The sequence below is a fragment of the Natrinema versiforme genome (assembly GCF_005576615.1).
GTDB lineage: Archaea > Halobacteriota > Halobacteria > Halobacteriales > Natrialbaceae > Natrinema > Natrinema versiforme_A.
The window spans coordinates 808,337-830,212 of sequence record NZ_CP040330.1 but is presented as its reverse complement, the minus strand read 5'-3'; the positions used below and the strand labels follow the sequence as shown (position 1 = coordinate 830,212).

The window sequence follows — 21,876 nt, the reverse complement described above, 5'->3', positions numbered from 1 at the left end:
TCGGACTACGTCGGCACCGCTGATCGTCGCCGGCGGTTCGACTCGGGTCGACGCGGACGATCGACACCGATCGCGACCGGACGAAGGGAAGGGCTCATGTCCCACCGGTCACATGCTCCGAGTATGGCGTCGTGGAAGCGGGTGTTCGCGAGCGGGCTCATTCTCCTCGGGCCGATACTCGTCACGCTGTACGTCGTCTACCGGGCCTACGCGATCGTGACCGGCGTCACGCCGACGCTCGTGCTCGACGAAACGGTGCTGAGCGGTCTGATCGCCCACGAACCGACCCGCGTCCGCGTCGTCAGCGTCCTCCGGCTGATCACCTCTCTGAGCTTCTTTTTCCTCGTAACCCTCGCGATGGGCGTCCTGACCCGAACGACGATCGGCGATCTCTTCGCGCGGAGCGTCGACGGGATCGCGAACCGCGTCCCGGGGCTGCGCGTCGTCTACAACGCGTCGAAGGTCGCCGCCGAAACCACGCTCGGCGAGGAGCAGGCGCTGCAGGAACCGGTCAGGGTCGAAAGCTGGGACGGCGTCGAGATGACGGCGTTCAAGACCGGCCAGACGACCGCCGACGGCCGGGTCGTGCTCTTCGTTCCGACGGCACCGAACGTCACCTCCGGCTTCGTCGTCGAGGCCGAGGCGAGCCGGGTCACCGAAACCGATGACTCCGTCGAGGAAGCGCTCGCACGGATGCTAAGCGGCGGGTTCGGCGAGACCAAACGCCCGAACGGAGCGAGCCCGACCGTGCCCTTCGACACCTCCGGCGACCGGTCGGAAGAGACGGAGTGACAGTTGCGTGAGGATAGGAAACAGATGGCTCGAGAGCGTTGCGTGGCGCTCAGTACGGCCCACCCCGCACCTCACTCTCGAGTCGAATCGGGACGATAGACGGCGTTCTCGAGGTCGCCGCCCGTCTCGAGGGCGTCGACGTTGCCCGCGACGATGTCGGCCAGTCGGTCCCAGTGTTTCGGCGTGTGACCGCCGGTGTGGGGCGTTAGCAGACAGTTCTCGAGGTCCCAGAGCGGGTGGTCAGCGGGGAGCGGTTCGGGGTCGGTGACGTCGAGGGCAGCCCCGCGGATCCCCTCGGACTGCAGAGCCGAGACGAGCGCGTCGGTGTCGATGATCCCGCCCCGGGCCGCGTTGATGACGACCGCGTTCGGCGGGAGCGTCGCCAGTTCCTCCTCGCCGACCAGCCCGCGGGTCAAATCGTTCAGCGGGCACGCGAGCACGACGTAGTCGCTCCGGGAGAAGGCCTCGTGGACGTCGTCCTCGTCGAAGCCGAGTACCTCGTCGGTCGGGCCGCCCTTCTCGGGGGTGTAGCGGATCCCGATCGTCTCGACCTCGAACCCCTCGAGACGCTTTACGACCGCCTGTCCGATCGAACCGAGGCCGACGACCGTGACGGTGCTGTCGGTGAACTCGAACGACTGGAAGTGTCGCCACCCGCTGTTTTCCTTCCGCCGCCACCCCTCGTGGAGTCGGCGCGCGAAGACGAGCATGTTGGCGATCGTCTGCTCGGCGATGCCGGGCGCGTGGATGCCGCCCGCGTTCGTCACTGCGACCCCGTGGTCCGCGAGGGCGTCCATCGGCACGTGATCGGTGCCGGCGAAGGTACACGCGAACAGCTCGAGCCGCTCGGCCCGCTCGAGGAGGGCCTCGTCGATCGTGATGCCGGTCACGACCCGGGCCTGCGGGACGAGTTCGCGTTCTTCTTTCGGCGTCCGCGCGAGCGCGACGGCGCGGTCGGGCAGTCGCTCGCGGAGCCGTTCGGCGTACGAGTCCATCGATAGCCCCTCCGTCCCCTCTCTCAGAACGACGACGTCTGGATTCGTGCTCATATCGGGTATGCGTTACCGGACGATTGGTATCCGTTCTCTTATTCCTTTTGTGTACTCGTCGTAAACACTGATTGTGTATAATTAAGGCACTGGGGCGCGTCAGTGACTCGCATGACCGAGCCGATTCAGGACCGACTCGTGACGGTTCGTCGCAGCTTCCACCGCCACCCCGAGCCGGCGTGGCGCGAGTTCCTCACGACGGCCCGACTCGTCGAGGAGATCCGGACCATCGGCGTCGACGAACTCGCCGTCGGCCCGGACGCCTACGACCCCGCGGATCGGATGGCCGTCCCCGACGACGATCTCGAGCCGTGGCTCGAGCGCGCTCGCGAGCGCGGCGCGGACGAGGCGTTGCTCGAGCGGATGACCGGCGGGAATACGGGTGCCGTAGCAGTCTTAGAGCGCGGTGAGGGACCGTCGATCGGGCTGCGCGTCGACATCGACGGGCTGTTCATCGAGGAATCGACCGACGCGGACCACGGTCCCGCGGACGAGGGCTTTCGCTCGGAGATCGACGGGACGATGCACGCCTGCGGCCACGACGCCCACATGACGTGGGGACTCGCCGTCCTCGAGGCGATCAAAGAGAGCGACTTCTCGGGTCGCTTCGTGGTCTTCTTCCAGCCCGCCGAGGAGACGAGCGGCGGGGGCTGCCCGATGGCGAAAAGCGAGTTCGCCGACGATCTGGACTACCTGCTCGCGATCCACGTCGGTCTCGACCATCCCACGGGCGAGGTCGTCGCCGGGATCGAGAAGCCGCTCGCCATGTGCCACGTCGACGTGACGATCGAGGGGACCTCCGCGCACGCGGGCAAGGCCCCGAACGAGGGGGCGAACGCCGTGCACGCGATGGGTGCCGGGATCGTCAACGCCTACGGCGTCCCCCGGCACAGCGACGGGATGACCCGGGTGAATATCGGGACGGCCGAGGCGGGAACCGCGAGCAACGTCATCGCCGAGCGCGCCCACATGGAGTGCGAAGCCCGCGGCGAGACGACCGAGCTGATGGAGTACATGAAACGTCGCCTCGAGCGCACGATGAAATCGGCGGCGACGATGCACGGCTGCCGGGCCGCGGTCGACGTAGTCAGTGAGTCGCCGCGGGCGGACAGCGATCCCGAACTGCAGGCGCTGGTGGGCGAGGTCGCGGGCGAGGTCGACGGCATCGACCGCGTGCTGCCGGCCGCCGACTTCGGCGCGAGCGAGGACGCGACGTTCCTGATGGAACGCGTCCAGAACGACGGCGGGTTGGCGACCTACCTGATCGTCGGCACCGACCACCCGACGAGCCACCACACGCCCACCTTCGACGTGGACGAGCGCAGTCTCGAGCACGGCGTCGACGTACTGGTCGAGACGATCCGGGAACTCGAGGCGCGGCATCCGGTTCCCCACGTCGCGGAACCCGACGACGGGGACGCCGCAGCGGTCGCGGAGGGCGGCGAATGAGCGAGGCCCGCGTCACGCTCGCCGACGTTGAGGCGGCACGGGAGCGCATCGCGGATGTCGTCCACCGCACGCCGCTCGACACCTCGCGGACGTTCGCCGAACTGAGTGGCGCGGCCTCGGTCGGGCTCAAACTCGAGAACGTTCAGCGGACGGGCTCGTTCAAAATCCGCGGCGCGTACAACGAGATGGCCCAGCTCTCGGCCGCGGAGCGCGAGGCGGGGGTCATCTCCTCGAGCGCGGGCAACCACGCCCAAGGGGTGGCGCTGGCCGGCGACCTGCTCGATATCGACACGACGATCGTGGTGCCGGAGGTGACGCCGGCGGCGAAGATCGAGGCCACCCGCGGCTACGGGGCCGCGGTGGTCGTCGAGGGAGACATCTACGAGCGCTCCTACGAGTACGCCCTCGAGCGGGCCGCTGACACCGGCGAGACGTTCGTCCATCCCTTCGACGACGAGGCCATCGTCGCCGGGCAGGGCACGATCGGTCTCGAGCTGCTCGAGCAGTACCCAGACATCGATACCGTCCTCGTAGCGATCGGCGGCGGCGGGCTCATCTCGGGGATCGGCACGGTGCTGAAAGCCGCCGAGCGGGACATCCGCGTGATCGGCGTCCAGCCCGAGGGCGCGGCCCACGCGAAGCCGTCGCTCGAGGCCGGCGAGATCCGCGAACTCGAGGCCGTCGACACCGTCGCGGAGGGGATCGCGGACACACGGATGCTCGAGACCACCTTCGACATCGCCCGCGAGGTCGTCGACGACGTGGTGAGCGTGAGCGATCGCGAGATTGCCGCCGCGGTGACTCTGCTCGCCGAGCGCGCGAAGACGGTCGCCGAGGGCGCCGGGGCCGCGCCGCTTGCCGCCGCGCTCTCCGATGAGGCGGAGCTGGACCTCGAGGGCGCACACGTCGGCGTCGTCGTTTCGGGTGGTAACGTGAACCTCACCGAGCACGCGGAACTGACACGGACCGGACTCCGCGAACTCGAGCGCTACGTCGAGGCCAGACTGGCCGTCGCGGGCTGGCCGACGAGCGTCGGCGAGGTTGCGGAGACCGTGGAAGCCGAGGGCGCGGAACTGGACATCCTCGAGCGCGCCCGGCGCACGTCGGTCGACGAGCCGAACCGAGTGCCCGTGACCGTCGGCCTCGAGGGCAGCGGCCCGGAGCATCTCGAGGGGGTTCTGGAGACGCTGCACTCGCTCGAGGGGGTTTCGGTGCTCGAGCGCTCGCTCGAGTGATCGCGTCGGCGAGCGCGCTCGAGCACTCCGGCCGAGCGATCTGTTACTTCGGATCGGCTACGTGCCCGTCGATCGGCATGCACGAGAGAGCCGATGATGAAACGAAGCGTCTTGCTATCGTGGCAACAGGGTATCACCACATCCTCCCCAACCGATTCGCTCACTCCGCTCGCTCATCCCTCGCACGCAATCATCGACACGCCTTCGCAGCGCTCAGGCGTGTCGGAAGCGCGCGCCACCGCATATTGGATGGGTGAGACGGAACAGTAACACCTCAGTCCGCAGTGACCGCTGAATCGAGAGCAGAGAACGGTCAGCGGAAGCGACGACAGCGATCAGTTGCGGTGAACCGCTCGCGGTAACCGAGGGGATTTGTGACCCGCGTCGCAATACGGTAGTAGAATGGGATCGCCCTCCTCGACCGACCCTGGAGTGCAGGCCCGAATCCGGCAGCAAGAGGTCATCGCGGAACTCGGCCAGCGAGCGCTGGAGACGGACGACCTCGATCAGTTGATGCGCGACGTGTCCGCCGCCGTCGCCGAGACGCTCGACAACGAGTACTGCAAGGTACTCGAGCGGGACCCCGGCGGCGACGAACTCTTCTTCCGGCAGGGCGTCGGCTGGCGAGACGGCCTCGTCGGATCGGCGACGGTGCCGACGGATCTCGACTCGCAGGCCGGCTACACGCTCATCAGCGAGGAGCCGGTCATCGTCGACGATCTCCGCGAGGAAGAGCGCTTCTCCGGCCCCGAGTTGCTCACGAGCCACGACGTGGTCAGCGGGATCAGCGTCGTCATCAGTTCGGTCGAGGAGCCGTGGGGAGTGCTCGGCACGCACACGACCGACCGAACGGAGTTCACGGCGAACGAGGCCAATTTCGTGCAAAGCGCCGCGAACATCCTCGCGGCGGCGATCGAGCGCGCGAACAAGGAAGACCAACTCCGCGAGCGCGAGGCCCAACTGAGCGTCGCGACCGACGCCGCGTCGATCGGGCTCTGGCTGTGGGACATACAGGAGAACGTCTTCACCGCCGACGAGTTCCTCGCGGAATCGTACGGAATGGACCCGGGGGTAGTGACGACGGGCGCCCCGATCGAGGCGTTCTTCGAATCGGTTCCCGAGGAAGACAAGGACGGGATCTGGGAGCGACTCGACCGCGCGCTAGAGACCGGCGGATTCAGCGCCGAATACCGCGTCGAAAGCGGCGACGGCGAGACCATGTGGATGGTCTCCCGCGGCGAGGTGGAGTACGACGCGAGCGGCGACCCGGTCCGGATGCACGGTGCCGTCACCGACATCACGGAGCGAAAGCAACGCGAGCGGCAACTCAGGGAGCGAGAAGAACGGTATCGGGACCTGTTCACCTCGATGTCCGAGGGATACTGCGTCATCGAGCGGGTCGACACGCCGCCCTCGGAGCCGATCGACTTCCGCTATATCGAGGCGAACCCGGCGTTCGAGGAGCACTCGGGGATGACCGACGTCGTCGGAAAGACGATCCGAGAACTGGTGCCGGGAGAACGACAGGAGTGGTTCGAGACCTACGATACCGTCGTGGAGACCGGTGAGCCGGTCAGATTCGATCGCGAACTGGCGACACAGGGTCGGGTTCTCGAGTGTTACGCGTTTCCGGTCGGCGACGAGACGGACGCACAAGTGGGGGTACTCTTCACGGACATCACCGAACGAGTGGAACGCGAACGGCGGCTGGAGGGTCTGATCGAACGGTTAGAGACGTCGAACGAGCGCTTGGAGCAGTTCGCCTACGCGGCCAGCCACGACTTACAGGAACCCCTGCGGATGGTCTCGAGTTACCTGCAACTCATCGAGGGCCGGTACGGTGGCGAGCTCGACGACGATGGGGAGGAGTTTCTCCAGTTCGCGGTCGACGGCGCCGAGCGCATGCGCGAGATGATCGACGGCCTGCTCGAGTACTCTCGCGTCGAGACGGAGGGCGATCCCTTCGAACCGGTCGATCTGAACGCGGTCCTCGACGACGTTCTCGATGACCTCCAACTTCGATTCGAAGAGAGCAACGGTGAGGTGATTGCCGAGTCCCTCCCGACTGTTGAAGGCGACAGCGGGCAGTTACGACAGGTCTTCCAGAATCTGCTGGACAACGCCATCGAGTACAGCGGGGACGGGCCGCCCCGCATCACCGTTTCGTCCGAGCGCCGTTCCGAGAACGCCGCCGAATGGGAAATCTCGGTCAGCGACGACGGAATCGGCATCGATCCGGAGTACAGCGACCAGATCTTCGACGTCTTCCAGAGCTATCACGAGGGTGAGGGGTACAACGGAACGGGGATCGGACTCGCAATCTGCGAGCGGATCATCGAGCGACACGGGGGCGAAATCCGGGTTACCAGCGAGCCGGGCGAGGGCTCGACGTTTACGTTCACGCTGCCGGCGGCAAGCGATTCCGACTAGGGACCGCATCGACCGCGGCTCACAGGAACCAGCGACGGTCCGGCAGCACAGATTCGGTTATGGCTCTCCTCGAGCGATCAGCGACCCCGCTCGAGACGACCGCGAAAACGACAATCGAAATCGAACGGTCAGTCGGCCACTTTCGCGCTCGGGCCGACGGCCTCGATGGCCTCGAGGAAGATGCCGATCCCCAACTCGATCTCGCGTTCAGTCGAGTCGAGCGGCGGGAGCAGCCGGATGGTCTTCTTCCCGCAGCCCAGCGTCAGGAGGCCGCGCTCGAGGGCCGCCTCGACGACGGCGCTCCGCCGTTCAGGGGTGTCGAACTCGACGGCGAGCATCAGCCCCTTCCCGCGGACGTCCTCGACGTACTCTGGTGTGTCGTCGCACAGGAGTTCTTTGGCCTGCTCGCCGCGTCGGGTGGCGTTGTCCAGCAGGTCGTGTTCCTGAATCGCCTCGAGCGTGAACGTGCCCATCATCGAGCCGAGCAGGTCGCCGCCGCCGAAGGTCGATCCCAGCCGGTTCTTCTCGCTGGGGAAGACCTCGGAGCGCGAAATCGTCGCGCCGACGCGCAGTGCCTTCGCGCTGGCGATGACGTCTGGTTCGATCGGGTAGTGATCGGAGGCCCAGATCTCGCCGGTGCGGCCGACGCCGGACTGGATCTCGTCGACGACCAGCGGGATGTCGTACTCGGCGGTGACGGCCGCGACTTCCTCCATGAACGCCTCGCTGGGGAACCGGTAGCCGCCGACGCCCTGAATCGGCTCGAGGGTGAGGAAGGCGATCTCGTCGGGGTTGACGTGGCCGCCCTCCGGCGAGAGCATGGAGCGGAGTTGCGAGTCGCCGCCGGCGAAGAACCCGCAGTCACAGCTATCGGCGTCACAGCCCCGATCGGCGCAGAACGGGACCGTCTCGATCCCGCTGATCTCGGGGTAGTGGCGCGTGTAGACCTCCTTGGACTTCGTCAGCGAGAGGGTCCCGAGCGTGCGGCCGTGGAAGCTGCCCGCGAAGGCGACGCCGTACTTCGCGGGGGCCCGGTAGTCGTGGGTGATCTTCATCGAGTTTTCCATGGCCTCCGCGCCGGAGTTCGAGAGGAAGACGGTGTCCATCCCGTACTGACTCGAGACCGCGGTCAGTTTCTCCATGAGGTGACTCGAGCCGGGGACGTCGGACTCGTCGGGGGTGGGGCCGGCACCGAAGTACATGTCCTGGCCCGCAATCTTCATCGGTTCGACGAGGTCGAACTCGCGGACCTTCTCGAGGACTTTCGCGTTGTTGTAGCCGAGCGGTGCCGCACCGATGTGACAGGTGAAATCGAGGAGGACGTTCCCGTCGACGTCCGTGACGAACGGCCCGTCGGCCTCGCGGGTCACGTCCCAGACGAATTCGTGGGAGTACTCGCTGGGCGCGGAGTACTCTTGGTGGAAGTCGACCCACTTCTGGGCGTTCGGTCCCGGAAGCGCGTCCGCGTCGGGCTCCGCCGTGTCCCTATCCATACACAGTTTATGTGTACCTCGTACATTAAAACTTGTTATAGATTGGCGAGGGGACGATCGGCCGTCGGAAAAACGGACAGCATGACGGCCGACGCGGATCGTCGGCCGGGGAGGTGGCTTGGCCGGAAATCGGTACAGGAACCCGTCTCAGTCGTCGTCCGATTCGACGGGGCCGCCGGGACCGGGCGATTCCGGTTCGGGTTCGGTCTTCGCGCTCGAGCCGACCAGGACGGTCTCGTCCTGCAGCAACACGTGGCCGTAGCTCGAACCGAAGTCCTTGATCAGCGAGCACATCGCGAGGAAGCAAACGAGGGCGAACGGCGTCCCGGTGATGATCGCCGCCTGCTGGAGCGTGTTCGCGCTCCCCGTCCCACCGAGGATCATCAGGATCGCAGCAGTCATTCCCAGGACGACACCCCAGAAGACTCGGTTGATCGTCGACGGTTTGGCCTTTCCGCCGGTCGTCATCATCGAGACGGCCAACGTCGACGAGTCCGCGGAGGTGACGAAGAACGTCGTCACGAGGATCAAGAACACGTACATCAGGGCGGTACCGATCGGGATCGTGATCGAACTCCCGCCGAGGTTGAGCGTGAACTGCAACGCCTCGAAGAGGATGAAGCCGGAGACTTCCGCCCCGGCCTCGCCGGCGATCACCGCGCCGAAGTCGGCGATGCCGTTGTGCTGGGCCCAGACGGCGGTACCGCCGACGAACGTGAACCACGGGATGGTGGCTCCGGAGGTCGCGACGATCCCCGTAAACGCGACCTCGCGAACGGTGCGCCCCTTGGAGATGCGGGCGATGAACAGACCCGCGAACGGCGACCACGAGAGCGCCCACGCCCAGTAGAAGACGGTCCAGGCGTTCATCCATTCCGTCGCCGCCGGATCGCCGGCCCCCATCGGGCCGGCACCGGTAAAGAGGCTCATCGAGACGAAGTCCGACAGCATCCCACCGAACGCCTGCGTGCCGAGCAGAATCAGGAACAGCGTCGGGCCGGCGATGAACGTGCCGAACATGAGGATAACGAAGAGAATCATGTTGAAGTTCGACAGCCGGCGGATCCCCTTGTCGACGCCCAACACCATCGAGGTCGTAAACAGCAGCGTCATGAAGGTCACCACGAGGAGAATGCCGATGTTCCCCATACTGATCCCCCACTGGTAGTCCAGCCCCGTGACGAACTGGCTACCGATGAATCCCAGCGACGTCGCGACGCCACCGATGGTCGCGAAAACGGCGAGGATGTCGACGACCTTCGCGACCGGTCCGTCTAAGTTCTCGGCACCGATGATGGGAGTGAGCGCTGAGGAGACTCGGAGCGGGACGTTCTCGTAGTTGTACGCGAAGTAGCCGATTGCGATCCCCATGATCGTAAACACTGCGAGCTGGGGGAGCGCCCAGTGAAACAGCGTCTGCTGGACAGCAAGGGTCATCGCTTCGGCCGAGCCGCCCTCGACACCGCCGAATAGCGGTGAGGGACTATCGTAGTAGAACAGCGCCTCGGTTGGGCCCCAGAACACGACGCCCGCGGCGAACCCCGCCGAGTACAGCATCGCGAAAAACGACAGGAAACTGTACTCCGGCGATTCGTCGCCGAGCTTGATCGATCCCCAGGGACCGACGATCAAGAACAACAGAAAGACGACGATGAGGAAGACGATCAGTAACAGCGCCCAGTTGAACGCGCCGAGCATCTGATTGTTCAGCGAGGAAATCCCGCTCTCGACCGTACTGGGACTGATGAAAAACGCCGCGATAACGCCGACCGTCAGCAACGCGCCGAACGCGAAGACGATCGGATCGATCTCCTCGAGGAACTCGTCGACCATTCCATTCTCGGCGTCGCTCATCCCGTCTCACCTCCCGGAAGTGGGCGACGGCATGCTGATTGTGCGTGGCTCCACCTACCGTTCGCCATGCTGCATGATGGCATACCGCTACCATTGACGGCGTATACAATAAGTGTTTCTCACATTGCGAAAATATCCACAGTTTCCGTGTATCAGACGTGTATACAGAAGACAGACTCATTTGCAACTTTTCTGCCCATACGGCCCCCGAAGCAGGTTTTTAAAACACAAGATGGCAATAATAGCCCGCAAACAGCGTTTTCAACAACTATTAGAACGGACAGTAACTGAGTGGAAGCTGCCGGAGCGACGCGGACGACGGGCGACGAGAGCCCCACTCGTCATCGGACGCGAACGGCCGAAAACGGAATTCGATAGCCGGCGGTCCCGCGTCGGATTATCGGTTCGTCAGTTCTTCGAACGTCGCCTCGCGGGCCTCGGCGCTCTCGGTCACCCGCTCGGCGAACTCGTCGACGCGGTCCTTGATCTCCTCGCCGGTGTCTTCCGGCGAGAAGTCGTCGGACATCGTCAGCAATCGGACGAACGCGCGGAGTTCCTCGTCGGTGAGCTTGGCGAACTCCTCGTTCTCGAGTTTTTCGACGACCTCGTCGACATCGATCTGACCGACCGGATCGACGTTGAACTCGACGTTGACCATGCGGTAGTTCGAGCCGGCGAGTCGCTGTTCGGCCTTGCCGACGCCCTCCGAGAGCATGTCCTTGAACGGGGTGTGATACCCCATCGTCCCGAGGTGGAGGAAGGCGAGCATGTCGGTGATCCCCTGCGTATAGGCGTCGCGATCCTCGTCATCGGGATCGAAGACCGTCTCCCGGTCGCGTTCTTCCATGTACTCGAAGAGGATGCTGAAATCGAGAATCGCGTTCCGAACCCGCCGCCGAATGCGGTTTCGCTTCTGTTTCTTCGAGTGGTCGGTGTAGTCCGTCTTCCGGCCGAGCAGGAAGTCACGGTCGGAGGGCGTGAGAATTCCGCGCGGGCGATCCGAGTCCGCCGCCGGTTGCAGTGACTCCGGCACGTCGTCCTGACTCATACAGGAAACACGGACAGCGCGCGAATTAACGTTTCCCATCCGTCGAACGTGATCGCAGACGAACAGTTCGACGAACCGGACCGTTCCGCTACGGTCGACGGCGGGAGAGTTCGACGGCTGTCTCGGTCAGCAGCCCCACGCCGACCTCGAGGCTGTCCTCGTCGATATCGAACGTCGGTGTGTGGTGGCTCGTCGGGTGGTCGGTACCGACGAGGACGTACGAGGCGAGGCCGCCGTCCGCTTGGACCCGTTCCATCAGATAGGTCACGTCCTCGCTCACGCCGAACTCCTCGCTCGGAACGACGCGATCGACGCCGTCGACCTCCCACGCGACGTTCCCCACGAGGTCCCGCAGGGCGGGATGGCTGTCGACGCGAGGCGACTCGCTGATCACCCGCGGGGTCACGTCGCAGTCGTGCATTTCGGCGGCGGCGTAGAGTACGCGCTCGAGTTCGGTGCGCGTGTATTCCATCAGCGAGGTGGTCTCACCGCGGACTTCGGCCTCGATGGTGACCTCCTCGGCGATGACGTTGCTCGCGGTGCCGCCCTCGATGCGGCCGACGTTGACGCGAGTCATCCCGTCGCTGTGCCGGGGGATGCCGTAGGCGTTCTGGATCGCGGTCGCCGCCGCCTGCATGGCGTTCGCCCCCTCGTTCGGGGCCTTGCCCGCGTGGGCGCTCGCGCCCTCGAACGTCGCGGTCAAGTGGGCCATCGCCAGCGGTTTCTCGATGCCGGCGACGATCTCGCCGGTGGGGTGGTCCAGCCCGATGTGGAGCGCGAGCAGGTAGTCGACGTCGTCGAGGTAGCCGCTCTCGGCCATCGCCTTCCCGCCGCCGGAGATCTCCTCTGCCGGTTGGAAGAAGACCGTCACCGTCCCTTCGAAGTCGCTCTCCTTTATCGTCTCGAGCGCGCCGAGCGCCATCGCGACGTGGGCGTCGTGGCCGCAGGCGTGCATGTAGCCGTCGTGTTCGGAGCGAAAGCCCTCCGCGGCCGGTCGGTGGTCGCGCTCGTCCGACTCGCGCATCGAAATCGCGTCGAGGTCGACGCGCAGTCCGATGCAGGGCCCCTCGCCCTGCTCGAGCACCGCGATAACGCCCGTGTGGCCGCCGGCGGTGCGCTCGAGGATGTCCGATCGAACCCCCGCCTCGCGAGCGCGCTCGAGCCACGGCTCGAGTTCCGACTCGGGCGGAACGGCCATGCGCTCGTCGGTCGCCAACGCCTCGCGGCCGACGGCAATCTCGTCGACGCCGATCCGCTCGAGTTCCTCGACCACCCGGGCTGTCGTCCGGAACTCGCGCCACCCGGGTTCCGGATGGCGGTGGAACGCCCGCCGGAGGTCGCGCAGCCTGTTTCGCACGTCAGAGGACATTCTTGCCGGTTCTACGCGCGGGAGCTACTTAATCGTAGTCAATAATCGTACACCGATTACGCAGTATCGATGGAGAACGTCACGGATCGAGTCGGATTGGTCACGGTTTCCGCGCCCCAGACCGCAATCGTTGGACTCGCTGCGGCCGGCGTTGGTTCGGTTAACCCAGAGACGCCGTCGCGTCGAGTTCCACGCGGACGTCTTCGGGGAGCCGCGCGACCTCCACGCAGACTCGAGCCGGCGGGTCCTCGCCGAATCGCGCGCCGTAGGCCTCGTTGACCCGCTCGTAGTCCTCGAGATCGGTCAGGTAGACGGTGACTTTGACCACGTCGGCGAGGCCGTCGCCGCCGGCTTCGTCGACGACGGCGGCGATGTTATCGAGTACCCGGTCGGTCTGTGCCTCGATGTCGCCCTCGACGACCGCGCCCGTGTCGGGATCGACGGGGCCGTAGCCGGAGACGTACAGCGTGTCGCCGGCGCGGACGCCCTGCGAGTAGGGGTTGTCGGTGCTCGGTGCGTCGTCGGTCTCGATGGAGTCGATGTCGGACATGGACTCTCGGCTCGAGGCTCAGGCGGCCCGTTTCGCTTCGGCGGTCACATCGTCGATCGCTTCGACGACCACGTCGAGTGCGGTCTCGGCCAGTTCGTGGGTGAGCACCAGCGGCGGCAGGAACCGGAGCACGTTGCCGTGGCGGCCGGCCGTCCAGACGAGGACGCCGCGCTCGAAGCAGTACTGCTGGATGGCGTCGACGAGGTCGCCGTTCGGCTGGCCGTCCGCGTCGACGAACTCCGCGCCGATGAACAGGCCTTTGCCGCGGATATCGGCGAGCCGGTCGTTGCCCTCGCCGGCCTCGCGGAGCCGCCCCTGAATGTACTCGCCGAGGTCGCGGGCGTGGGCGAGCAGGTCGTGGTCCTGAATGTACTCGATGGCGCGGGTGCCGGCCCGCATGCCGACGACGTGGCCGCGGTAGGTGCCGGCGTGGTCGCCCGGCCCCCACGTGTCCAGATCCTCGTGGTACATCGTGGCCGACAGCGGGAAGCCGACGCCGCCGAGCGCCTTCGCGCTCGTCATCGCGTCGGGGGCGACCCCGTCCCAGTCGCTGGCCCACCACTGGCCAGTGCGGCCGAGGCCGCTCTGAATCTCGTCGAAGACGAGCGTCACGTCGTTGTCGTCGGCGATGTCGCGCAGCCCCTGCAAGAACCCTTTCGGCGGCGTGACGATGCCGCCCTCGCCCTGAATCGGTTCGACGATGATGCCGGCCGGGTTCGCCAGCCCGCCGTAGGGATCTTCGACGATGGCTTGGACCTCCTCGAGCGCGTGATCGACCGCCGCCTCGGGCGTCTTGTCCTGTCGGAACGGGTGGGGGTAGGGCGCGTGGACGACGTCGGAGAGCAACGGCGTGTAGTCGCCCTTGAACTTCTTGTTCGACGTGACGCTCATCGCGCCGGTCGTCGCGCCGTGGTAGGCACCGCGGAAGGCGATCAGGCCGTCGCCGCCCGTGTTGTACTTCGAGAGTTTGATCGACGCCTCGATGGCGTCGCTGCCGGTCGGGCCGCCGAAGACGACCTTGTTCTGTCCCTGCAGGCCGTCGGGCGCGATCTCGTCTAACTTCTCGATCAACTCGAGGCGCGCTTCGGTCGGGAAGTCGACCGTGTGAACGAACTTGTCGGCCTGCTCGTGGACCGCCTCGAGCACGTAGGGGTTCGAGTGACCGACGTTGAGCACGCCGATGCCCGCGAAGAGGTCGATGTAGGTGTTGCCGTCGGCGTCTCGGACCGTCGCGCCCTTCCCCTCCTCGAAGGCGATCGGGATGTCGTCCGGGTAGGCGACCGCGCTGCTGTCGATCTCGCGCTGTTTCTCGAGCAGCGCCCGCGTGTTCGGCCCGGGCACGTCGTCGACGGTTGGTGCGTCCGCGAAGTGAAGTTCGTCTATCGGCGGTCCTGCCGTCATACGTATGGGCAGGTGAAACAATTATAAATAGCTTGTCCACAATATTCATGCAGTCTGTATACAGTTATTGACTACGCAGGTCAACTCGAACGACAGGCCGAACGACGAATCGCTCACGGAACCACGCCCGTTCTCGTCGTCCGGTTCCAATTTCGAATCCGAACGAGATGGGATCGTATTCTCAGTGATCGTCAATAGAGTGCCACGAGAATACGGATCCAGCAGTCCAATCAGGGAGTTTATCACCGGCACCTACACAAGTTCGGATCAATGAACGCCCGAAATCACGCGTGCGGTCCGCCGCGACAGTCGGTATCGAGCGCAAGGAGCCGACGGGAACCGGGAACGAGACGGCGCGACGCGGGCGGGGACGAGTGGGGTGGACCCACATGAGCGCCGACGAAGAACTCGCGAAGGACCTCGGACTGCTCTCGGCGATCGCGATCGGTATCGGGACGATGATCGGGGCCGGTATCTTCGTGCTGCCGGGAACCGCAGTCGCTCGAGCGGGGCCGCTCGCGGCGCTCACCTTCGTCATCGGCGGCGTCACCGCGCTGTTTACGGCGCTGTCGGCCTCCGAACTGGGAACGGCGATGCCGAAATCCGGCGGTGCCTACTTCTACATCAACCGCGCGCTCGGCCCGCTGTTCGGGTCGATCAGCGGCTGGGCGAACTGGCTCGGGCTGGCCTTCGCGTCCGCGTTCTACATGTACGGGTTCGGCGAGTACGTCAACCAGCTCGTTGGCGCGCAGGCCATCGGGCTCGGCCCGGTGACGATTTCGGCCGCTCAGACGATCGGACTGATCGGTGCGGCGCTGTTCATCGCCATCAACTACATGGGTGCCAAGGAGACCGGCGGCCTCCAGATCGGCATCGTGCTCACGCTGTTGGCCATCCTCGGCGTCTTCACGATCGTCGGGCTCCTGAACGCCGACCTCGAGTCGCTGCGGCCGCTCGCGCCCGAGGGGACGACCGGCGAGGTGCTCCCGGTGACCGCCATCGTCTTCGTCTCCTACCTCGGCTTCGTCCAGATCACCTCCGTCGCCGAGGAGATCAAGAACCCCGGCCGGAACCTCCCGCTGGCGGTCATCGGCTCGGTCGTCATCGTCACGGTCGTCTACGCCCTGTTCCTCCTCGTCCTGCTGGCGGCGGTGCCCAACGAGCTGGTGGCGAACAACGACACGGCGGTCGTCGAGGCCGCCGAGTTGCTCTTCGGCCAGTACAGCGTCTTCGGGTTCGGTCTGGGGGCGCTCGGCTGGGGGCTGTTACTGCTCGGAGGCCTTCTGGCGACGGCCTCGAGCGCGAACGCGTCGATCCTCTCGTCGTCGCGGATCAACTTCGCGATGGGCCGGGAGAAGATCATTTCGCCGTCGGTCAACGAGATCCACCCCCGCTTCGGGACGCCGTACAAGTCGATCCTGATCACCGGGGGACTCATCATCGTCTTCCTCCTCTTTGGCAACCTCGAGATCCTCTCGACGGCCGGCTCGGTGTTGCACCTGATCGTCTACGGCCTGTTGAACATCGCGCTGATCGTCATGCGGGAGGCCGAACCCGCCGACTACGATCCCGACTTCGAGGTGCCGCTGTATCCGATCGTCCCGATCATCGGGACGATCTCGTCGTTCGCGCTGATCGCGTACATCGAACCGCTCGTCATCGCGCTCTCGGCGGGGCTCGTCGTCTTCGCGGCGGTGTGGTACCTGCTGTACGCCCGCCAGCACGTCGAGAGCGCCGGGGTCTTCGCCGGCTGGATCCTCGACCGGTCCGAGGAGATGCCTGACGCTGCGGTGGCCGCGGCCGACACGGTCCGTCCCGACGCCGCTAGAGGGTCCGCCGCGAGCACGAACGGCGGCGACTTCCGCGTGATGGTCCCCCTCTCGAACCCGCGGACTGAGAAGGACCTCATCACGCTCGCCGGCGCCGTCGCGAAGCAACGTGGCGGCACGGTCCACGCGGTCCACATCGTGCAAGTGCCCGACCAGACGCCGCTCGAGCGGGCCGAGGAGAACGACCGCCTCGACGCCGAGTCCCAGAAGTTGCTCGAGCAGGCCCGGACCGACGCCGAGACGTTCGGCGCGACGGTCGAGACCCACACCGTCCTCTCGCATCGCTCGTTCGAGGAGGTCTTCGACGCGGCTCGCGCCTTCGAGGCCGATCAGGTCGTCATGGGCTGGGGACCGACCGCACACGGCCGCGCCGAGTCCCGCATCGACGAACTGACCCACGATCTCCCCTGTGACTTCCTCGTGTTGAACGAGCGGGGCTTCGACCCCGACCGGATCCTCGTCCCGACCGCGGGCGGCCCCGACTCGGAGCTCAGCGCCGAGGTCGCTGGGCTGCTCCGCGAGGAGTTCGACTCGCAGGTGACGCTGTTGCACGTCCTCACCGACGGCGAGTCCCCCGAGGAGGGCGAGCAGTTCCTCGAGGAGTGGGCCGCCGAGAACGGCCTCGCCGACGCCGAACTCCGGCTCGAGGACGGCGATGTCGAGACGTCCATCGCGGAGGCCGCCTCCGAGGCAACGCTGGTCGTCATCGGGGCGACCGGCGAGGGGCTGCTCTCCCGGATCGTCCGCGGCTCGCTGGTCTTAGACGTGCTCGAGGACATCGAGTGTTCGGTGCTGCTGGCCGAACGGGCCCGGGAACGGACCATGCGTGAACGGCTGCTGGGAGTCGAAGAAGAGTAGTCGTCCCCTTCTTTTCGGGTCCGTGATCGGAGCGCTCGAGAAACGGAGGAACAGCCTTACGCATGGCTGTCATTCGCTCTGATATGATCCCGCCCATCGCGAACCGGTTCGTCGCGGGGGAATCTCCTGCCGAAGCGCTCGAGCACGTCCGCGGGTTGAACGAGAACGACGTGAAGGCCATCGTCAACCTCCTCGGCGAGCACTACGACCACCGCGATCCCGTCGAAGCCGACGCCGCCGAATACCGCCGACTCGTGGCCGATATCGCGGGTTCGGGACTCGAGGCCTGCATCTCGGTGAAACCCTCGCAACTGGGGCTCGACATCGGCGAGGACGTGTTTCGGAGCGAGCTGGCCGACATCGTCGACGCCGCGGCCGACCATGGCGTCTTCGTCTGGATCGACATGGAAGATCACACGACGACCGACGCGACCCTGGACGCGTTCGAGGCGCTCGCCCGCGACCACGGAGGCGGCGTCGGCATCTGCCTGCAGGCCAATCTCAGGCGGACTCGAGCGGACGTGAAACGGCTGGCCGACGTTCCCGGCAAGGTCCGCTTCGTCAAGGGGGCCTACGACCCGCCGGCCGACGTGGCCTACACGGACGGAGCGCGGATCGATCAGGAGTATCGGGACCTGCTCGAGTACGCGTTCGAACACGACGACGGCGGCATCGCGGTGGGGAGCCACGATCCGGCGATGATCGAGCACGCGACGGCACTCCACGAGCGGTACGGCACCGACTTCGAGATCCAGATGCTCATGGGCGTCCGCGAGGAGGCCCAGTACGAGTTGGCAGGGGAGTACGAGGTCTGGCAGTACGTCCCCTACGGCGACCGCTGGAAGTCCTACTTCTACCGCCGAGTCATGGAACGACGGGAGAACCTCCGGTTCGCGCTCCGAGCCGTATTGAGCAGTTGAGACCGCGGCCTCGAGCGCGTCGCGAGGTGGCCGACATCCGCGGCGACGAAAGCGGTTCGGATTGCCCCTTTGTCCCCGACTCGAGTACCCGCCGCGAGGGATCAAAGGATAGTATAAAGGCAGACGGCTCCATCGTGGTGGACATATGACGACGACGCTCGGAACGGCGAGCGCGTCTCCCGGCGAGATCGAGACGGGGCGTCTCGAGGTCGGCGAGACGCGGGATGGGAGCCCGTTCGGACTGCCAGTCGCCGTAGTGAACGGGGCAGATTCTGGAAAAACGCTTTATATGCAGGCGGCCAGTGACGGCGACGAACTCAACGGCGTCGGCGTGATCCAGCAGGTCGTGCCGCGGCTCGATCCCACGGAGATTTCGGGGACGATCCTCATCGTGGGAATCGTCAATTACCACGCGTTTCAGGTCGCCGAACACCGCAATCCGATCGACGATACGAAGATGAACCGCGCCTACCCGGGCAACGAGGGCGGCACCTCGACGGAGCGGATCGCGGCCGCCACGTTCGACGCCGCGACCCGGGCGGACCTGATCCTCGACCTCCATCAGGGATCGACCAGCCGGATGCTCGACGAGGTGCGGGTCCGCTGTGGCAAACGCCACCGGCTCCACGACCAGTGTCTCGAGCTGGCGAAGGCCTTCGGCTGCGGCTACGTGCTCGACCAGAAGGGACCCGACGGCCAACTGGCCCGCGCGGCCCCCGACGACGGCATCCCGACCGTCGACCCCGAACTCGGCGGGGCCGTCGGCTGGGACGAGGAGAGCATCCGCAAGGGCGTCGAGGGCGTGTTCAACGTGCTCCGGTACTACAACTTCCTCGAGGGCGCCCAGCCGCTCGAGACCCAGACCCGCGCCAGAGGGTTCGAGCAGTACGGCGCTCCCGCCGGCGGACTCGTCACGCTCCGGAAAGAGCTCGGCGACCGCGTTCGACCGGGCGAGACGCTGTTCGAGGTGACGACGCCCTTCGGCGAGCCGAAAGCCGAGGTGACGGCCGACAACGACGGCATCCTCTGGCGAGCGCGGCGGCTCCCGCAGGTCGCAACCGGCGAGTACGTCTGTTCGGTCGGGACCGACATCGGTGAGTACTGAGATGGCCGCCGACCTCACCTGTCCCGACTGCGGAGCCGTCTACGAGGCCGGCCCGGACGAACCGTGGCGCTGTGGCTGCGGTCACGCACTGGAATTTACCGAACGGCCCCATCCGCAGGGCGATCCGCTCCCGCTGCACAGCCTCGACACCAGCGAGGGGCTCTGGACGTTCTTCGAGTTCCTCCCGATCGAACAGCACGTCACCTTCTACGAGGGCTTTACGCCGATGGTCGACGCCCCCGACTGGGACGCCGAGTTCAAACTCGAGTACGTCTTCCCGACGGGGTCGTTCAAGGACCGCGGCGCGACGACGACCCTCTCGCGGGCCGTCGAACTCGGCGTCGAGAAAGTCGTCGAGGACTCCTCAGGCAACGCGGGCGCGTCGATCGCGACCTACGCGGCTCGAGCGGGGCTGGACGCGGACATCTACGTCCCGGCGGATGTCAAGCAGTCGAAGCTGATGGCGATCCAGCGGGCCGACGCCCGGCCAGTCCGTGTCGAGGGAACGCGGGAGGACGTGACCGCGGCCTGTCTCGAGGCCGTCGAAGGCGACGCGAGTGGCGACGGGTCGCCGGCCGACGGCGCCGCCCCGTATCAGACGGGCGAGGGCTGGTACGCCAGCCACGCGTGGAACCCCGCGTTCTACGCCGGGACGATGACGTTCGCGTTCGAAGTGGCCGCCCAGCAGGGGTGGACCGTTCCCGACGCCGTCGTCCTCCCGATCGGCCACGGGACGCTCTTTTTAGGGGCCTACCGCGGCTTCTCACTCCTGAACGAGGCCGGTATCGTCGACGGAATGCCCCGCCTACTCGGCGCGCAGGCGGCCGGCTACGCCCCAATCGTCGCCGCGCTCGGCGGCGACACCACCGACGCGGAGGGGGAACGAACCGACATCGCCGACGGCATCCAGATCACCGAACCGGCCCGCGGCACCGAGATCCTCGAGGCGATCGAGGAGACCGACGGCGACGCGATCGCGCTCGGTTCGGACCCGATCGAGACCGCACTGGATCGGCTCCACCGCGGCGGGTTCTACGTCGAGCCCACCTGCGCGGTCGCGCCGGCGGCCCTCGAGCGGTACCGCAAGGACGGCGTCATCGCCGCCGACGACGATGTCGTCGTCCCGCTGACCGGCAGCGGACTGAAAACCCTCTAACCATGGTCAGCCGACCGCCGACGTTCTGTCCCGACTGCGGTACCCGCCTCGAGTCGACACCGATCGAAACCCGCGAGCGAATGCGCTGTCCGAACTGCGAGGCGATCGTCTGGCACAACCCGGTTCCCTGTGCCGGCGTCGCGGTGGTCGACGCCACCGGCCCCGAGCCCGCCGTACTCTGCGTCGAACGCGGCGTCCCGCCGGGCGTCGGCGAGTGGACGATCCCCGGCGGCCACATGGAGACCGGCGAGGAGCCGGCGACGGCGGCCGCCCGCGAACTCCGAGAGGAGACCGGGATCGTCGTCGATCCCGCCGACCTCGAGATCCTGGGCGCGTCGGCGATGCCGCCTCGAGAGGGCAAACACGTCGTGACGGTCCACTACGTGGCCGACCGCGCCGATGCCGAGGGCGACCCGGTCGCCGGGAGCGACGCGACGGACGCCCGCTTCTGGACGCCGGCCGAGTTCGATGCCTCCGAGGAGACCTTCCGTCCGGTTCACGAGGCGCGGTTCCGCGAGGCCGCCGCGCTGTTCGAGTAGGCACTATCGCCGACATCTCCCGGACAGCGGGACACGGCGGAATCAGGGAATTCATTAGCGACCCGACCCAGGTCCGGACAATGAGTATACCGTCGTTCGCCATCGGGATCGCCGGCGGCACGGGTGCCGGGAAGACGACGGTCGCACGCACGGTCGCGGAGACCGTCGGCGAGGCCGTCACGCGGATCCCGCTCGACAACTATTACGAGGACCTCTCGCATCTGGCCTTCGAGGAACGCGAGCAGATCAACTACGACCACCCCGACGCGTTCGAGTGGGACCTGCTCCGGGAGCAACTCGACGCGCTGTTGACCGGCCAGTCGATCGAGATGCCCCAGTACGACTTCGAACTGCACAACCGCACCGACGAACGCGTCACCGTCGAGCCCTCGGACATCATCGTCCTCGAGGGAATTCTCTCCCTCTACGACGAGGAGATCCGCGAGATGCTCGACCTGCGGGTGTACGTGATGACCGACGCGGACGTCCGCATCCTGCGCCGGATCGAACGCGACGTCATCGAGCGCGGCCGCGACCTCGAGGGCGTCATCGACCAGTACCTCGGGACGGTCAAACCGATGCACGAGCAGTTCGTCGCCCCGACGAAGAAGCAGGCCGACGTGATCATTCCCGAGGGTGCGAATCGGATGGCGCTCGATCTCCTGATCGAGAAGGTACAGGCCGAACTGCCGAACGACTCGGAGCGATCCGACGGCTCGGACCGCGAACTGTCGTTCGACGGACAGGCGATCAACTGACCGCCGCAACCGAAACCCGACATTCCTTTACTCGAGCCCTG

The 21,876-nt window shown here is 66.2% G+C and carries 17 protein-coding genes; 10 read left to right on the top strand and 7 right to left on the bottom strand.

Annotated features, from left to right (window positions below):
- Positions 1-123: 123 nt before the first annotated feature.
- Positions 124-792 carry a DUF502 domain-containing protein gene (locus FEJ81_RS04020; RefSeq protein ID WP_138244065.1) on the top strand — a complete coding sequence of 223 codons (669 nt, stop codon included), beginning with the start codon at positions 124-126 and terminating at the stop codon, positions 790-792.
- 71 nt (positions 793-863) lie between these two features.
- Here the strand turns inward: FEJ81_RS04020 and FEJ81_RS04015 are convergent, their stop codons facing one another.
- Positions 864-1,841: an NAD(P)-dependent oxidoreductase gene (locus FEJ81_RS04015; protein ID WP_138244064.1), complete on the bottom strand. Its 978-nt coding sequence runs from the start codon at positions 1,839-1,841 to the stop codon at positions 864-866.
- 111 nt (positions 1,842-1,952) lie between these two features.
- On the opposite strand from FEJ81_RS04015, the gene FEJ81_RS04010 reads away from it, so the two are divergent.
- The 3 genes from FEJ81_RS04010 (at position 1,953) to FEJ81_RS04000 (ending at position 6,955) form a co-directional block, all read left to right on the top strand.
- Entirely contained in the window at positions 1,953-3,290 is a 1,338-nt protein-coding gene (locus FEJ81_RS04010; protein ID WP_138244063.1) for an amidohydrolase, read from the top strand.
- Positions 3,287-4,525 (top strand): threonine ammonia-lyase, encoded by a 1,239-nt coding sequence (ilvA, locus tag FEJ81_RS04005; protein ID WP_138244062.1) that lies wholly within the window; start codon positions 3,287-3,289, stop codon positions 4,523-4,525. The genes FEJ81_RS04010 and ilvA overlap by 4 nt, the downstream gene beginning before the upstream one ends.
- 402 nt (positions 4,526-4,927) lie before the next feature.
- Positions 4,928-6,955, top strand: coding sequence for an ATP-binding protein (locus FEJ81_RS04000; protein ID WP_138244061.1), 2,028 nt, complete (start codon positions 4,928-4,930; stop codon positions 6,953-6,955).
- A gap of 128 nt (positions 6,956-7,083) precedes the next feature.
- Here the strand turns inward: FEJ81_RS04000 and FEJ81_RS03995 are convergent, their stop codons facing one another.
- The 6 genes from FEJ81_RS03995 to FEJ81_RS03970 form a co-directional block, all read right to left on the bottom strand.
- A complete protein-coding gene (locus tag FEJ81_RS03995) occupies positions 7,084-8,448 on the bottom strand; it encodes an aminotransferase class III-fold pyridoxal phosphate-dependent enzyme (RefSeq protein WP_138244060.1) in 1,365 nt (454 codons plus the stop codon).
- Between the two features lie 147 nt (positions 8,449-8,595).
- Positions 8,596-10,302 (bottom strand): BCCT family transporter, encoded by a 1,707-nt coding sequence (locus tag FEJ81_RS03990; protein ID WP_175416349.1) that lies wholly within the window; start codon positions 10,300-10,302, stop codon positions 8,596-8,598.
- A 397-nt stretch (positions 10,303-10,699) separates the two neighbouring features.
- Positions 10,700-11,350 carry a hypothetical protein gene (locus FEJ81_RS03985; RefSeq protein ID WP_138244059.1) on the bottom strand — a complete coding sequence of 217 codons (651 nt, stop codon included), beginning with the start codon at positions 11,348-11,350 and terminating at the stop codon, positions 10,700-10,702.
- Positions 11,351-11,438: 88 nt separating this feature from the next.
- On the bottom strand, positions 11,439-12,719 hold the full coding sequence (locus FEJ81_RS03980) for an amidohydrolase (protein ID WP_138244058.1): 1,281 nt from the start codon (positions 12,717-12,719) through the stop codon (positions 11,439-11,441).
- Positions 12,720-12,879: 160 nt separating this feature from the next.
- Positions 12,880-13,269 carry a Rid family detoxifying hydrolase gene (locus FEJ81_RS03975; RefSeq protein WP_138244057.1) on the bottom strand — a complete coding sequence of 130 codons (390 nt, stop codon included), beginning with the start codon at positions 13,267-13,269 and terminating at the stop codon, positions 12,880-12,882.
- A gap of 18 nt (positions 13,270-13,287) precedes the next feature.
- Entirely contained in the window at positions 13,288-14,670 is a 1,383-nt protein-coding gene (locus FEJ81_RS03970) for an aspartate aminotransferase family protein (RefSeq protein ID WP_138244056.1), read from the bottom strand.
- 389 nt (positions 14,671-15,059) lie between these two features.
- Between FEJ81_RS03970 and FEJ81_RS03965 the strand changes: the two genes are divergently transcribed.
- The 6 genes from FEJ81_RS03965 (at position 15,060) to udk (ending at position 21,835) form a co-directional block, all read left to right on the top strand.
- Complete coding sequence (locus FEJ81_RS03965) at positions 15,060-17,357, top strand: amino acid permease (RefSeq protein WP_138244055.1); 2,298 nt, start codon at positions 15,060-15,062, stop codon at positions 17,355-17,357.
- 83 nt (positions 17,358-17,440) lie between these two features.
- Positions 17,441-18,277, top strand: coding sequence for a proline dehydrogenase family protein (locus tag FEJ81_RS03960; RefSeq protein WP_138244054.1), 837 nt, complete (start codon positions 17,441-17,443; stop codon positions 18,275-18,277).
- Between the two features lie 145 nt (positions 18,278-18,422).
- The gene (locus FEJ81_RS03955) at positions 18,423-19,382 is read left to right on the top strand and encodes a succinylglutamate desuccinylase/aspartoacylase family protein (protein ID WP_138244053.1); all 960 of its coding nucleotides are present in this window, start codon (positions 18,423-18,425) and stop codon (positions 19,380-19,382) included.
- Between the two features lies 1 nt (position 19,383).
- Positions 19,384-20,538, top strand: a complete 1,155-nt coding sequence (locus FEJ81_RS03950) for a threonine synthase (protein WP_138246711.1) — start codon at positions 19,384-19,386, stop codon at positions 20,536-20,538.
- A 2-nt stretch (positions 20,539-20,540) separates the two neighbouring features.
- A complete protein-coding gene (locus FEJ81_RS03945) occupies positions 20,541-21,077 on the top strand; it encodes an NUDIX hydrolase (protein WP_138244052.1) in 537 nt (178 codons plus the stop codon).
- A gap of 80 nt (positions 21,078-21,157) precedes the next feature.
- Complete coding sequence (gene udk / locus FEJ81_RS03940; RefSeq protein ID WP_138244051.1) at positions 21,158-21,835, top strand: uridine kinase; 678 nt, start codon at positions 21,158-21,160, stop codon at positions 21,833-21,835.
- Positions 21,836-21,876: the final 41 nt, after the last annotated feature.